Annotated in this window: 11 protein-coding genes; 4 read left to right on the plus strand and 7 right to left on the minus strand. The window is 67.5% G+C overall.

Annotation, left to right across the window (positions count from 1 at the left end; translation table 11 throughout):
• Entirely contained in the window at nucleotides 1-3,261 is a 3,261-nt protein-coding gene (locus ASE90_RS16255) for a PAS-domain containing protein (protein WP_056003239.1), read from the plus strand.
• Between the two features lie 566 nt (nucleotides 3,262-3,827).
• Here the strand turns inward: ASE90_RS16255 and ASE90_RS16260 are convergent.
• Nucleotides 3,828-4,370: a GNAT family N-acetyltransferase gene (locus ASE90_RS16260; RefSeq protein ID WP_056003242.1), complete on the minus strand. Its 543-nt coding sequence runs from the start codon at nucleotides 4,368-4,370 to the stop codon at nucleotides 3,828-3,830.
• A gap of 438 nt (nucleotides 4,371-4,808) precedes the next feature.
• On the opposite strand from ASE90_RS16260, the gene ASE90_RS16265 reads away from it, so the two are divergent.
• Nucleotides 4,809-5,279 (plus strand): cupin domain-containing protein, encoded by a 471-nt coding sequence (locus tag ASE90_RS16265; RefSeq protein ID WP_056003245.1) that lies wholly within the window; start codon nucleotides 4,809-4,811, stop codon nucleotides 5,277-5,279.
• Nucleotides 5,280-5,408: 129 nt separating this feature from the next.
• Here ASE90_RS16265 and ASE90_RS16270 read toward each other — a convergent pair whose 3' ends face one another.
• A complete protein-coding gene (locus ASE90_RS16270; protein WP_056003248.1) occupies nucleotides 5,409-6,035 on the minus strand; it encodes a response regulator in 627 nt (208 codons plus the stop codon).
• 141 nt (nucleotides 6,036-6,176) lie between these two features.
• Nucleotides 6,177-8,111 (minus strand): acetate--CoA ligase, encoded by a 1,935-nt coding sequence (acs, locus tag ASE90_RS16275; RefSeq protein WP_056003251.1) that lies wholly within the window; start codon nucleotides 8,109-8,111, stop codon nucleotides 6,177-6,179.
• Between the two features lie 163 nt (nucleotides 8,112-8,274).
• Here acs and ASE90_RS16280 point away from each other — a divergent pair, with 163 nt between their 5' ends.
• Entirely contained in the window at nucleotides 8,275-9,936 is a 1,662-nt protein-coding gene (locus ASE90_RS16280; protein WP_056003254.1) for an MFS transporter, read from the plus strand.
• Between the two features lie 65 nt (nucleotides 9,937-10,001).
• On the opposite strand, the gene ASE90_RS16285 is transcribed toward ASE90_RS16280, so the two are convergent.
• Together ASE90_RS16285 and ASE90_RS16290 are read right to left on the minus strand one after the other, a co-directional pair.
• Entirely contained in the window at nucleotides 10,002-10,190 is a 189-nt protein-coding gene (locus ASE90_RS16285; RefSeq protein ID WP_056003257.1) for a YbdD/YjiX family protein, read from the minus strand.
• Nucleotides 10,174-12,255 carry a carbon starvation CstA family protein gene (locus tag ASE90_RS16290; RefSeq protein ID WP_056003260.1) on the minus strand — a complete coding sequence of 694 codons (2,082 nt, stop codon included), beginning with the start codon at nucleotides 12,253-12,255 and terminating at the stop codon, nucleotides 10,174-10,176. The genes ASE90_RS16285 and ASE90_RS16290 overlap by 17 nt, the downstream gene beginning before the upstream one ends.
• 224 nt (nucleotides 12,256-12,479) lie before the next feature.
• Between ASE90_RS16290 and ASE90_RS16295 the strand changes: the two genes are divergently transcribed.
• The gene (locus ASE90_RS16295) at nucleotides 12,480-12,977 is read left to right on the plus strand and encodes a low molecular weight protein-tyrosine-phosphatase (protein ID WP_056003263.1); all 498 of its coding nucleotides are present in this window, start codon (nucleotides 12,480-12,482) and stop codon (nucleotides 12,975-12,977) included.
• A gap of 90 nt (nucleotides 12,978-13,067) precedes the next feature.
• Here the strand turns inward: ASE90_RS16295 and ASE90_RS16300 are convergent, their stop codons facing one another.
• Nucleotides 13,068-13,694 (minus strand): DUF1190 domain-containing protein, encoded by a 627-nt coding sequence (locus ASE90_RS16300; protein ID WP_056003267.1) that lies wholly within the window; start codon nucleotides 13,692-13,694, stop codon nucleotides 13,068-13,070.
• Nucleotides 13,695-13,705: 11 nt separating this feature from the next.
• Complete coding sequence (locus ASE90_RS16305) at nucleotides 13,706-14,122, minus strand: DUF350 domain-containing protein (protein ID WP_056003270.1); 417 nt, start codon at nucleotides 14,120-14,122, stop codon at nucleotides 13,706-13,708.
• Nucleotides 14,123-14,130 lie beyond the last annotated feature (8 nt).

Raw genomic sequence — 14,130 nt, forward strand, 5'->3', positions numbered from 1 at the left:
ATGAACGGATTGCTGCTGTTCGCGGTCGCGATCGGATATGCCGCATCGCTGTTCGCGGTGGCATGGGCAGCGCGTCGGCGCCGATGGACGCCCCGCGACCGGCGGTTCGTCTATACGCTGGGGCTGGCGGTCTATTGCAGCAGCTGGACGTTCAATGGCGCGGTCGGCAGCGCCGTCGCCGATGGCTGGGCGTATCTACCGATCTATCTGGGGCCGATCCTGATCTTTCTGGTGGGCGGGCGGTTGCTGGTGCGGATGGTCGCGGCGGTGCAGGCCGATGGCGCGACGTCGATCGCCGACTTCATCGGGTCGCGCTTCTCGCGCAGCCGGGGGGTGGCGGCGCTGGTCACGCTGATCGCGCTGACCGGCACCATTCCCTATGTCGCGCTGCAATTGCGGTCGGTCGCGACCAGCTATGCCGCGCTGGCGGGCATGGCGGACGTCACGCGGCCGGTCGTCGTCACGGCCCTGGTGCTGGCGGGCTTCGCCATCGCGTTCGGACCGCGCGGCGATGCCGAGCCGCGCGCCGAATCCGGGCTGCTGGCGGCGGTCGCGATCGAATCGGTGGTCAAGCTGGCGGCATTCGCCGGGGTAGCTTTGTTCGCAGTGCTGCTCGTCGCAAAGGCGGCACCCGATGCGCGCAGCGTGGGACTGGCCCGGCTGTCGGCGGGGTTCGCGCGCGCCCCCGACGTTGCCGATTTCGTCGTCGCGACGCTGCTGGCCGCCGCCGCGATGCTGTGCCTGCCGCGCCAGTTCCAGGTGACGGTGGTAGCCGCGACCGAACCGGCCGATCCATGGCGGGCGCGCTGGCCGTTCGCCGCCTATCTGGTGCTGACCGCGTTGCTGGTGCTGCCGATCACGCTGGCGGCGCTGGTGCAGGGCGGGATGGCGCGACCCGATCTGCTGGTCATCGCGATGCCGCTGGCGGCGGGCGTGCCGGCGGTGGCGCTGCTCGGCTTTCTCGGCGGCTTTTCGGCGGCGACGGCGATGGTCGTGGTCGAGACGGTGGCGCTGGCGACGATGGTGTCGAACGACCTGATCGCGCCGCTGCTGCTGCGCAGTCCGCGCCTTGCCGCCGCCGAGCATCTCGGGCGGACCCTGGCATGGGTGCGGCGGGGGGTGATCGCCGGGATCATCGGCGTGGCGACCGCCTGTGCGCTGCTGATCCCGCTGACCCGCGGGCTGGCCGCGATCGGGCTGGTCGCGTTCGCGGCGATGGCGCAGTTCGCGCCGACACTGCTGCTGGCGATCGCGCGCGGCGGTCGCGATCCGCTGGCGGCGAAGGCGGGGCTGACGACCGGGCTGATCGGGTGGACGTTCCTGCTGTTCGTCCCGACGCTGACCGGCGCGCCGTTGCCGGTGTCGGGGGTGCCGGGACTGGGTCCGCTGTCGGCGGCGGCGGTGGCGACGCTGGCGGCGAACGTGATCGTCCATGCCATCGTCGCCTTGTCGCGGGCACCGCGCCTGCCCTTCGCCCGTGACGAGCGGGTGCCGCCGGTGCGCGATCTGGGCGAACTGACCCGGCTGGTCGCGCGCTTCGTAGGCGAGGAGCGGGCGGTCGCCGAACTGGGCGAGGGCAGCCATGTCGACGCCCGTGCCGCGCGCCGTGCCGAACGGCTGGTGGCGCAGGTGGTCGGGGTGTCGTCGTCGCGGCGGCTGGTCGGGTCGGCGCTGTCGGGCGCGGCGCTGGGAGCCGAGGATGTCGCGCGGATGCTCGACGAGAGCGGCCAGAGTCTGCAATTCTCCAAGCGGCTGCTGGCGGCGACGCTGGAGCATATCGATCCGGGCGTCAGCGTGGTCGATGCCGAACTGAACCTCGTCGCGTGGAATCAGCGCTATCTCGACCTGTTCGGCTTTCCGCCGGGCATGATCCGGGTCGGTGCGCCGATCGCCGATGCGATCGCGTTCAATGCAGTGCGCGGCGACTGTGGCCCGGGCGAGGTCGACGACCATGTCGCCCGGCGGCTGGCGCATATGCGGCGCGGCACGCGGCATAGTTTCGAACGGGTGCGCGACGACGGCCGGGTGCTCAAGACGATCGGCGGGCCGATGCCGGGGGGCGGCTATGTCATGTGCTTTTCGGACATCACCGTCGAGGCGCAGGCGCTGCGCGCGGTGGAGACGGCGCGGGCCGAGCTGGAAGCGCGGGTCGCGGAGCGGACACGGGCACTGACCCATGCCAACGCGGCGCTGGCGCGGGCGACCGCCGACAAGACGCGGTTTCTCGCCGCCGCCAGCCACGACCTGTTGCAGCCGCTCCATGCCGCGCGGCTGTTCACGGCGGCGCTGGCGCGCGGCGCGGACGATCGCGCAAGGCCCTTGGTCGAGCGGATCGACCAGTCGATCGCGGCGGCAGACCAGTTGCTGCGCGCGCTGCTCGACATATCGAAGCTGGATGCCGGGGGGATCGTGCCGGTGCCGACGCGCTTTGCTGTGCGCGGATTGCTGGGCGAGCTGGTCGACGGCTTTGTCGATCAGGCGGGTGCCAAGAGGCTGACGCTGCGGCTGGGGCCAAGCGATGCGGTGGTCGAGACCGACCCGGTGCTGCTGCGCTCGATCGTGCAGAATCTGGTCGGCAATGCGGTGCGCTATACGGCGCGGGGCGGCGTCGTGATCGGGGTGCGGCGGCGGGGGGACGCGGTGCGGATCGAGGTCGTCGATAGTGGGCCGGGCATTGCCGAGCGCGACCGGGCGCGCGTGTTCCGCGAGTTCGAGCGGCTGGCCAATGCCGAGGATGCCGGGCTGGGGCTGGGCCTCGCGATCGTCGCGCGGACGGCGGCGCTGCTCGGGGCGGAGGTCACGCTCGACAGCCGGGTGGGGCGGGGGAGCCGGTTCGCGGTGACGCTGCCGGTCGCGGCGGGGGCGGTGGCGGCGGCACCGGTGCGGGCGGTGGCGCAGGCGGTGCGGCCGCTCGAATGCCTGATCGTCGACGACGATGCCGGGGTGCGTCGGGGGATGGCGGCGCTGGCGACCAGCCGGGGGCATGGCGTGCGGGTGGCGGCGACGGCCGGCGAGGCGCTGGCGGAGGTCGAGGGGGTGGCGGTGGCGTTCGTCGACCATGATCTGGGCGGGGCGACCGACGGGCTGGCGCTGATCGCGCTGCTGCGGGAGGAGGTGCCGGGGTTGCGGGCGGCGCTGGTGACGGCGGATGCCGGGCGCGCGCTGGCCGAGCGGGCGGCGGCGGCGGGGGTGGCGGTGTTGCTGAAGCCGTTGTCGGGGGAAGCGTTCGACGCGTGGCTGGCCGCGCCGGGCAAGGCGTAGCGAAGCTGGGCCGAGTCGAACTAGGCGCGGCCGGCCGGCGGCGCGAAAAGCGCCGTCCGACGACGCGGGCTTTGCCCGTGGCCAGTCCTGAAACCCGCGGAAAACCGCCAAAGGTCACGAAAGTCACACTCGCCGCGTTTTTGCGCCACGTCGCGTTTCGGTGGTCTCGTGCGCGGCAGGTTGCAGCGGGCAGGAAAACCCAAGGAAAACCGCCAAAGGTCACAAAGGTCACATTCGCCACGCTTTGCGCTGCGTCGCGCAGCGGTGGCGTGGTGTGCAGTAGGTTGCAGCGGGGAGAAAGAGCCGGAGGTGAGGATTGCAGAGGATGCGGCTGTAGGAAAGGGACGGGAGGATGGTTGGCGGTCGCCATCTTCGCAGCAGTGATCGGCGAGTGAGATCGGTATTCCTGCGGCTCCCGTCGTTCCCGTTTCGCCATGGTGGCATAGTGGTTTCGGGAATTTTGAATCGGGAACAGATTTCGGGAAAACGACACCCGCAGGCGTCCGTCAACGCGATCGGTGCGGCCGGATTCTCGCCACAGCTTCGTTTTCGGGAAAGCGGTTAGGTCAGATCAGAGGGGCTAGGTCCGGCCAACCATATGCTACCTCCCGTAAGGTCGTGTCACCGTCCGCAACCTCCCTTTCGATAATGATTGTGCCGCCCAATCTCTCATAGAAGCCGCGCGCGCCCGAATTGTTGAACAGCACCCAAAGGCCTGCGCTTGGCATCGACCGCGCTTTCAGATCGCGTGCCATGAGGGTCATGAGCGGGCGACCCACACCAGCACCTTGCTGCGAACGCAGGATATAGATTGCGCCAAACTCACCGGCAAAGCCGCGCTTGCGCATCGCTTCGTCACGTTGTCTGCCACATGCGCCAAAGCCTACTATTTCGCCTGCGCTCTCGGCGACATAGACCCGTGTTCCGTCCGGGCGGGCGGGAGCGCCGAGAACCATCGCCCACATCGCCGCCCGGCTGTAAGCCGACAGGCTCGAGAGCATTTCTTGAGGAAGTAGCCCGGTATAAGTTTCGCGCCATGACGTGACGTGCAGCGCGCCGATCGCCGTTGCATCTTCAATGGTTGCCAAGCGGAAATCGACCATCGGCATTCACGCTCCCTGTCCAACGCCGGATCAGCATGACGCCGGCCAAGGAAACGAACAAGGCGAGCCTTCCCAAAACTCGATCCCAATGGGAACGTCCCGGCCATCTCGCCCGCCGTTTTGTTTGAGAAGGCCGCCGATGATCCATTTGTCCCGGTGGCCTGCACGAACGATCTGGCAGAACTGATTTCGCCGGTCTGGATTTCCTGCAGTGGATGGAGCAGCATGTCGTCGCTTCACGATCGTTGACGAGCGCGACCTGGCGAATGTCGCCGATGCGATCGGTACTGGCGGGGGTGGGTGATGGAACGTCGTTCAATTTTGGGTTTGCCGTTGGCGACGTTGATCGGGGGCACGGCGCTGCGCGCCTCCGCCACGGCCCTTGTCCCGCCAGAGGCGTCGGCTCCCGCCCGAACGAGGCCGGGGCCCGGACCGGCAAACGGCGTGGCGGTTGCGGTCGTCAAGACGGGCGACGATCGCCAGGGCCACCGACACCAGATCGGCGTCAGCGCGACGACCTACAAAGTCGTAACCAGCGACACCGGGGGCGACCTGTTTGTGATCGAACAGCAGAATCAGCGACGGGGCGGGCCCCCTTTGCACGTCCACCATGGCGAGGACGAGCTTTTCTACGTGCTGGACGGCGAGTATCTCGTGCAGGTCGGCGACCAACGCTTCTCGCTCGCAAAGGGTGATTGCGTCCTTGGTCCTCGGGGCATTCCACACGCATGGGCGTTCAGCGGCAACACTACCGGGCGGCTGTTGTTGAGCTACGCGCCCGCCGGCGAAATGGAGGCGTTCTTCAACGCCTGGGAACAACTGGGATTCAGTCCCGGTGGTTATTCGAAGGAAAAGGACGCCGCGCTACTGGAGTTTTATGGGATGAAGCGCTTGGGGCCGCCCATCCAACTTTGACGCGTACCACAATCGATCATAGCATATTGGGCATGCTGCCGGCGCGCGCGTTTTCCTGAAACTCGATCCCAACGAGAACGCCTCGGCTGTCTCGCGTGCCGTTTGTTTTCGACAACCCGTTCGCCGACCCTATCCCGCCACCTCCAGCCCGAGTGCCCGCGCTGCTACGGCCGCCTGTGTGCGGTTGCCGACGTCGAGCTTGCGCAGCACGGCGGTCATGTGGACCTTCACCGTGGCTTCGGCCATGCCGAGGTCGTGGGCGATCTGTTTGTTGAGGCGGCCGGCGAGGACGCCGAGCAGGACGCGCAGCTGGGTCGGGGTGAGCGTGGCGACGCGGGCGGCGATGTCGTCCTGCGGGCCGTCGTCGGGTGCCATGCGGTCGCCGGACAGGGCGGCGGCGATGGCGTTTTCGATCTGCTCGAGCGGGGCGTCCTTGCCGATGAAGCCGACCGCGCCGAAGCGCGCGACCTGTGCGTAGGCGGCGGTTCGGTCTGCGCCGGAGATGACGAGGATCGGGACGTCGGGCACCTCGGCATGGAGCAGCGCCACGCCGCTATAGCCGACCGCGCCGGGCATGTTCAGGTCGAGCAGGACGAGGGCGAGGTCGCCTGCGTCGCGGACCGCCCGTACCGCGCGGTCGAGCGAGCCGGCTTCGAGGATGCGGGCGTCGGGGCGGACCTGCGTGACGGCGAGGGTCAGGGCCTGCCGGAACAGCGGGTGGTCGTCGGCGATGAGGATGGTGGGGGCTTCAGCCATTCTGCAAATCAATTCGTCCTGCGTAGCCGCTGAGCGAAGTCGGAGCGGCGTATCGAAGGACCGTTGGTAGCAGGTGCTTCGATACGGGTCTTCGACTCCGCTCAGCCCCTACTCAGCACGAACGGTTCGTAACAAGGCCGCTCACGCCGGCCGGATACGTTCGCTGACCAGCGTGTCGACCACCGACGGATCGGCGAGCGTCGAGGTGTCGCCGAGGTTCGACGTGTCGTTCTCGGCGATCTTGCGCAGGATGCGGCGCATGATCTTGCCCGAGCGGGTCTTGGGCAGGCCCGGCGCGAATTGCAGAGCGTCGGGGGTGGCGACGGGGCCGATTTCCTGCCGGACCCAGCCCCGCAGTTCGGCGCGCAGGGCGTCGGACGGTTCCTCGCCCGAATTCAGCGTGACATAGGCGTAGATGCCCTGGCCTTTGATGTCGTGGGGCATGCCGACGACCGCGGCTTCGGCAACTTTTTGATGCGCGACGAGGGCGCTTTCGACTTCGGCGGTGCCCATGCGGTGGCCGCTGACGTTGATGACGTCGTCGACGCGGCCGGTGATCCAGTAATAGCCGTCGCCGTCGCGCCGCACGCCGTCGCCGGTGAAGTATTTGCCGGGATAGGTGGTGAAATAGGTCTGGAAGAAGCGGTCGTGATCGCCCCACACCGTCCGCATCTGTCCGGGCCAGCTATCGGCGATGCATAGATTGCCCTGCGCCGCGCCGTCGAGCACCTTGCCCTCGGCATCGACGATCACCGGCTGCACGCCGGGCAGCGGTTTGGTCGCGCTGCCGGGTTTCAGGTCGGTGGCGTAGGGGAGCGGCGAGATGAGGATGCCGCCGGTCTCGGTCTGCCACCAGGTATCGACGATCGGGCAGCGGCGGTCGCCGACGACGCGGTGATACCAGTCCCATGCCTCCGGATTGATCGGTTCGCCGACGCTGCCGAGCAGGCGCAGCGACTGGCGGCTGGATTTGGTGACCCAGCTGTCGCCCTCGCGCATCAGCGCGCGGATCGCGGTGGGGGCGGTGTAGAAGATGTTGACGCCCAGCCGGTCGATCGTTTCCCAGAAGCGGCCATGGTCGGGATAGTTGGGCACGCCGTCGAACATGACCGTGGTCGCGCCGTTCGAGAGGGGACCATAGACGACATAGCTGTGTCCGGTGACCCAGCCGATATCGGCGGTGCACCAGAAGACCTCGCCATCGCGATAGTCGAACACGTCGCGGAAGGTGGCGTGCGCCCATACCAGATAGCCGCCGGTGGTGTGGAGCACGCCCTTGGGCTTGCCGGTCGAGCCGCTGGTATAGAGGATGAACAGCGGGTCCTCGGCATCCATCGGTTCGGCCGGGCAGTCGGGCGAGGCGTCGGGCAGCAGGTCGTGGAGCCAGTGGTCGCGGCCCTCGACCATCGGTACGTCGGCACCGCTGCGGCGGATGACGATCACGGTCTCGACGCCGGGGGCGTGGGCCAGTGCCTTGTCGACATTGGCCTTCAGCGGGATGCGCTTGCCGCCGCGACAGCCTTCGTCGGCGGTGATGACCAGCTTGCTGTCGCAATCGACGATACGGTTGCCGAGGCTGTCGGGCGAGAAGCCGCCGAACACGATCGAATGGATCGCGCCGATGCGGGTGCAGGCGAGCATCGCCGCCGCCGCTTCGGCCATCATCGGCAGATACAGGGTGACGCGGTCGCCCTTCTTCACGCCCTTTGATTTCAGGACGTTGGCGAAGCAGCAGACCTGTTGGTGGAGTTCGCGATAGGTGACGTTGCGCGTCTCACCCGGCTCGTCGCCTTCCCAGAGGATCGCGGTCTGATCGCCGCGGGTGGCGAGATGGCGGTCGAGGCAGTTGACCGAGACGTTGGTCTGGCCATCGGCGAACCAGCGGATGCGGAAATCGGCTTCGTCGAACGAGGTGTCCTTGACCGTCGCATAGGGGCGCGACCAGTCGATGCAGCGACCGCCCTCGCGCCAATAGCCGTCCGAGTCCGCGACCGATGCGGCGTAGCGGGCGTCATAGTCGGCCGGGGTTACTCGCGCGGCATCGTCGTAGCGGGCCGCGTGAATCGTCTGGGTCATGCTTCTCTCCTGGCGCCCTTGATCCTTGCTCGCGGGGGGGCGCGTCAAGTCGCTTGCGCCTACGACCAAGGTCGTACTGGTCGCCTAGCACCACGCGGATGACACTGGTGCGGCGGGGAGGTGCGACGATCGATCGCGCCCGGCTTTAGGAGAGGATGCCGCCATGGCGGGAACAACGACGGCCGGGGACCATCCCAAGGGTCAGAACGAGAAACTGGTGATCGCCGCGTCGTCGCTGGGCACCGTGTTCGAATGGTATGATTTCTATCTGTACGGGTTGCTCGCGACGTACATCTCGAAGCAGTTCTTTTCGGGCGTGAACGAGACGACGGGGTTCATCCTCGCGCTCGGTGCGTTCGCCGCCGGCTTTGCGGTGCGGCCGTTCGGGGCGCTGGTGTTCGGGCGGATCGGCGATCTGGTCGGGCGCAAGAACACGTTCCTGGTGACGATGGGCATCATGGGCCTGTCGACCTTCGCGGTCGGGCTGTTGCCGTCCTATGCCAGTATCGGCGTCGCGGCCCCGGTGATCCTCGTCGCGCTGCGCATTTTGCAGGGGCTGGCGCTGGGCGGCGAATATGGCGGCGCGGCGACCTATGTCGCGGAACATGCGCCCGACGGGAAGCGGGGGCTGTACACCAGCTTCATCCAGACGACGGCGACCATGGGGCTGTTCGCGGCGCTGCTGGTCGTGATCGGGTTCCGCACGATGCTGGGCGAGGATACGTTCGGTTCCTTCGGGTGGCGGTTGCCGTTCCTCGTGTCGATCCTGCTGCTGGCGGTGTCGATGTGGATCCGGCTGCAATTGTCGGAAAGCCCGGTGTTCCTGAAGATGAAGGAAGAGGGCAAGACGTCGAAGGCCCCGCTGACCGAGGCGTTCCTGCGCTGGCCCAATCTGAAGCTGGTGCTGATCGCGCTGTTCGGCGCGGCGATGGGGCAGGCGGTGGTGTGGTACACCGGGCAGTTCTACGTCCTGTTCTTCCTCGAAAAGATGATGAAGGTCGATGGCGCGACGGTGAACGTGCTGCTGGCGATCTCGCTGGCGCTGGGGACGCCGTTCTTCGTGTTCTTCGGCTGGCTGTCGGACAAGATCGGGCGGAAATGGATCATCATGGCCGGCTGCGCGCTGGCGGCGCTGACCTATTTCCCGCTGTTCGGGGCGCTGACCAGCGCCGCCAATCCGGCGCTTGCCGCCGCGCAGGCGGCGTCGCCGGTGCGGGTGAGCGCGCATGACGACGATTGTTCGGTGCAGTTCGATCCGATCGGCCGCAACAAGTTCGACGCGAAAAGCTGCGACATCGCCAAATCCTATCTCGCGAAGAACGGCATCAGCTATACCAATGTCGAGGCACCGGCGGGCACGATCGCCAGCGTGGAGGTGGGCAACCGGATGCTGGTCGCACCCGATCCGGCGGAAGTGACCGGGCCGGCGCGGGCGGCGGCGATCACCGCCTATCAGGGCGAGGTCGCAGCGGCGCTGGCGGAGGCCGGCTATCCCGCGAAAGCCGATCCGGCAGCGATCGACAAGCCGCTGGTGATCCTGATCCTGTGGTTCATGGTGCTGCTGGTGACCATGGTCTATGGCCCGATCGCGGCGTTGCTGGTCGAACTGTTCCCCAGCCGCATCCGCTATACGTCGATGTCGCTGCCCTATCATATCGGCAATGGCTGGTTCGGCGGGTTCCTGCCGACCACGGCCTTCGCGATGGTCGCGGCGACGGGGGATATCTATTATGGCCTGTGGTATCCGGTGGTGCTGGCGGTGGTGACGCTGGTGCTGGGCGTGCTGTTCCTGCCGGAGACGTTCCGGCGCAATATCCGGGATTAAGGACGACCGTTGAGGAAGGCGTACCCCCGCCTGCGCGGGGGTACGGCTGTGGTTAGGGCAGTCTCTCAACAACAGCGCGGCGGCGCTCCCGGTCCGGTGCCGTAGCGCCGGGCCACGCGGTCGCGGTGGAATTCCTTCAGGGTCATGACCGGTTCGTCCGGATGGTGCGCGGCGCGGTGGGCGACGTAGCGGTCGTAATCGGGCACGCCGACCATCAGTCGCGCGCCCTCCGCCAGCCTATGCAGGAAGCGCATCGCCGACCTCCTGCGCGGTGGGTGTCGCCGCCGCCTTCGCCTTGCGGATCGCGCCGATACCGTAGCCGAGGACCGACAGCACGACGACGATGAACAGCACGCACAGCGCCGCATCGATACGGTCGTTGAGGATGATCCGCTGCATCTCCGCCGCCGTCTTGGCGGGGGCGAGGATCTCGCCGCGGGCCAGCGCGTCGGAAAACAGCTGCGCATGGGCGAGGAAACCGATCTTGGGATTGGCGTCGAACAGTTTCTGCCAGCCGGCGGTGAGCGTGCAGATCAGCAGCCACGCGGTCGGGACCATCGTCACCCACGCATAGCGGTCGCGCTTCATCTTGAAGAGCAGGACGGTCGACAGGATCAGCGCGATGGCGGCGAGCATCTGGTTCGAAATGCCGAACAGCGGCCACAGCGTGTTGATGCCGCCCAGCGGATCGGTGACGCCGCTGTAGAGGAAATACCCCCATGCGGCGACGGCGAGCGCGGTGCCGATCAGATTGGGGCCGAGCTTCTGGGTCTCCTTCATCGCGGGCACGAAGCTGCCGAGCAGGTCCTGGATCATGAAGCGGGCGACGCGGGTGCCGGCATCGACCGTGGTCAGGATGAACAGCGCTTCGAACAGGATGGCGAAGTGATACCAGAAGGCCATCATCGCCGGCCCGCCGATCACTCGGCTGAGGATGTGCGCCATGCCGACCGCCAGCGTGGGCGCGCCGCCCGCGCGAGACAGGATGCTGCTTTCGCCGACGTCGCGCGCCAGCTGGGTCAGCATGTCGGGGGTGACGACGAAGCCCCACTGCGCGATCGCCTGCGCCGCGCTCTGGGCGGTCGTGCCGATCAGCGCCGGCGGGGCGTTCATCGCGAAATAGACGGCGGGGTCGAGCACGCAGGCCGCGATCAGCGCCATGATCGCGACGAAGCTTTCGGTCAGCATCGCGCCATAGCCGATGAAGCGCAGATCGGCCTCGCTCGCGATCATTTTCGGCGTGGTGCCGCTGGCGATCAGCGCGTGGAAGCCCGACACGGCACCACAGGCGATGGTGATGAACAGGAACGGGAACAGCTTGCCCGAAAAGGCCGGGCCGGTGCCGTCGATGAAATGGGTCACCGCCGGCATCTGAAGATCGGGGCGGACATAGAGGATGCCGAGGGCCAAGCCGGCGATCACCCCGATCTTGAGGAAGGTCGACAGATAATCGCGCGGGGCGAGCAGCAGCCAGACGGGCGCGACCGAGGCGACGAAGCCGTACGCCATCAGGATCAGCGCCAGCGCCGGCCCCGAATAGGTGAACATCGGCGCGAAGACCGGCGAATGGGCGACCGGCTCGCCGCCGACGATCGCCGCCATCAGCAGCACGAAGCCGATCGCCGACATTTCGGCGATCTTGCCGGGCCGCAGGAAGCGGCCGTACAGCCCCATCAGCACCGCGATCGGAATGGTCGCGAAGACGGTGAAGGTGCCCCATGGGCTGCCGGTCAGCGCCTTAACCACCACCAGCGCCAGCACCGCGAGCAGGATGATCATGATCATCAGCACGCCGACCAGCGCGATGGTGCCGGGGATCAGCCCCATTTCGCTGCGGATCATGTCGCCGAGCGAGCGTGCGTCGCGCCGCGTCGAGAAATAGAGGATCAGGAAATCCTGCACCGCCCCGGCGAACACCACGCCCGCGAGCAGCCACAGGGTGCCGGGCAGATAACCCATCTGCGCCGCGAGGACAGGGCCGACCAGCGGCCCTGCGCCGGCGATGGCGGCGAAATGGTGGCCGAACAACACGCCCTTGTGCGTCGGGACATAGTCGAGGCCGTCGTTCCGCCGCACCGCCGGGGTCGGGCGCGACGGATCGACGCGCAGCACGCGGGTGGCGATGAACAGGCCATAGAAGCGATAGGCGATGGCATAGACACACAGCGATGCAACGACGATCCACAGCGCGTTGACCGGTTCACCCCGCATCAGCGCGATCCAGCCCAGCGCGACCGCACCGACGATCGCCACCACCGCCCAACCGATCCATTCGCGCGCCGTCGTCGGTGCGATCGGTATGGTTGCTGCTGTCGCCATCGGCCTCTCCCCTGTTTGGGATACTTTTGGCGCAAGGGGGCGGGGGATGCCATGGGTTTCGTGACGCCGCACACCTTTACCTCTCCCGTTCGCTTCGAGCGCAGGTTCGAGCTTGCCGAGAACCGCCGTCGAGAAGGGGTTGCCCCAAACGCCGCAGTTCTCGACAGACGCTTCTCGACAGGCTCGAAGCTGCTCGAACCGAACGGAGAAAGCTGGAGATGGTAATGACTGAAAACTGCTCGTTCCTGCTCGTCTGTCTCGGCAATATCTGCCGCTCCCCGCTGGCGGAGGCGGCGTTGCGTGACGCGGCGGCGCGGGCGGGGGTGGCGATCGAGGTCGATTCGGCCGGAACCGGGACGTGGCATGTCGGCCATCCGCCCGACCCGCGTGCGCAGGCGGTGGCGCTCACGCATGGCATCGACATCTCGGGCTATCGCGCGCGGCAGGTCGAGGCGGCGGACTATCGGCGCTTCACCAACATCCTCGCGCTCGATCGCGACAATCTGGCGGAGGTGCGGCGGCGCGCACCCAAGGATGCTGTCGCGCGGATCGGACTGTTGATGGATGCGGTGCCGGGGCGGAAGGGGCAGGCGGTCGCCGACCCCTATTATGGCAATGCCGCCGGGTTCGAGACGACATGGGCCGATGTGTCGGTGGCGGCGGAGGCGATCGTGGCGGGGTTGGTGGCAGGCCGTCATTCCCGCGCAGGCGGGAATCGATAGACGCTATCGCTGCGGCCGGAGGCGATAGGTCGGCGTGTATGGATTCCCGCCTGCGCGGGAATGACGAAAGCGTGCCGGGGTCGGGGGATCCTACCCCCCGAACGACCGCCCGCCGCCGCCCCAGCCGCCGCTCGACCGGGCGCTGACCCGGCCGCCGAAGCCGCCGCGCGAGACGACCGAGCTGCGCGTCTGGATGCGCTGCGTCGTCACCGGCGTGGTGATCGCGTCGCGGCCGACTGAGTAGCGATAGCCGTTGCCATTGCCGAGATACGCGCCCGACCCGGTATACCAGCCGCCGTCCCGGTCCCGGCGGTCGCGATAGAGGCCGCCATAATTGTAGCGCGACGAATTGTTGTTGAGCAGCTGTCCGATCAGGAAGCCGGTCAGCAGCGGGGTGAAGAAGCTCTGGCCGCCTTCGCTGCGACGCTGGCACTGGGCAGCGCCGAACTGTTCCTCGCACAATTGCTGGCTGTCGAAACGGGGAGCGGCCTTCGCATCCTCGTTCACCGCCTTTTGCTGGGCGGCGGTGCAGGTGTCGCGGTCATACTGGCCGCTGTCGATGCATTGCTGGACGCTCTGGAACGCGGCGACCTCGGTCGGGGGGCCGAAGCGGGCCTGTTCGTTATTGTCGTCGCAGCCGGACAGCATCGCGACGGCGCCGACGGCAGTCAGGCCGGCGGCGACCGAGCGTTTGCGGCGGGGGGGCTGGTTGGTCATGGAAGTACCCTTCAGTACGTCATCGACGCGGCGTTGAGCAGGCCGATCCCGATCGAGGTCGCAGCGTTGTAGATCGCGCTGGCGACATTGCCTTCCTCGATCCGGCGGACCATGTCGCGGACGATGAAGCGGCGCACGACCAGCGCTGCGCCGATCTGGATCACGCCCGCCAGCAAGGCCCATGCGGCGAATTCGACCGGATCGGCGGTGACGCTGAGCGCGGAGGCGAGGGGCAGCGCGAAGCCGATGATCGCCCCGCCCAGCGCGATCGCCGCCGCCGGATTGCCCGATGCGATCAGCGTGCGTTCGTCATAGGGCGTCGAAATCTGATACAGCCGCTTGAACACCGCGAGGAACAGGCAGGCCAGCCCGAACGCGATGATGAAATGGATCGCGCCGTTCAGGAAAGTGCCGAAATCGAGCGTCATCTGGTTCC

The sequence above is a fragment of the Sphingomonas sp. Leaf67 genome, assembly GCF_001421965.1.
Taxonomy (GTDB): domain Bacteria; phylum Pseudomonadota; class Alphaproteobacteria; order Sphingomonadales; family Sphingomonadaceae; genus Sphingomonas.

Bases quoted from the DNA above. Each gene is read 5' to 3' on its own strand.
- ASE90_RS16255 (WP_056003239.1), top strand. From the start codon at position 1: ATGAACGGATTGCTGCTGTTCGCGGTCGCGATCGGATATGCCGCATCG.
- ASE90_RS16260 (WP_056003242.1), bottom strand. From the start codon at position 4,370: ATGCCGATGGTCGATTTCCGCTTGGCAACCATTGAAGATGCAACGGCG.
- ASE90_RS16270 (WP_056003248.1), bottom strand. From the start codon at position 6,035: ATGGCTGAAGCCCCCACCATCCTCATCGCCGACGACCACCCGCTGTTC.
- acs (WP_056003251.1), bottom strand. From the start codon at position 8,111: ATGACCCAGACGATTCACGCGGCCCGCTACGACGATGCCGCGCGAGTA.
- ASE90_RS16280 (WP_056003254.1), top strand. From the start codon at position 8,275: ATGGCGGGAACAACGACGGCCGGGGACCATCCCAAGGGTCAGAACGAG.
- ASE90_RS16285 (WP_056003257.1), bottom strand. From the start codon at position 10,190: ATGCGCTTCCTGCATAGGCTGGCGGAGGGCGCGCGACTGATGGTCGGC.
- ASE90_RS16290 (WP_056003260.1), bottom strand. From the start codon at position 12,255: ATGGCGACAGCAGCAACCATACCGATCGCACCGACGACGGCGCGCGAA.
- ASE90_RS16295 (WP_056003263.1), top strand. From the start codon at position 12,480: ATGACTGAAAACTGCTCGTTCCTGCTCGTCTGTCTCGGCAATATCTGC.
- ASE90_RS16300 (WP_056003267.1), bottom strand. From the start codon at position 13,694: ATGACCAACCAGCCCCCCCGCCGCAAACGCTCGGTCGCCGCCGGCCTG.
- ASE90_RS16305 (WP_056003270.1), bottom strand. From the start codon at position 14,122: ATGACGCTCGATTTCGGCACTTTCCTGAACGGCGCGATCCATTTCATC.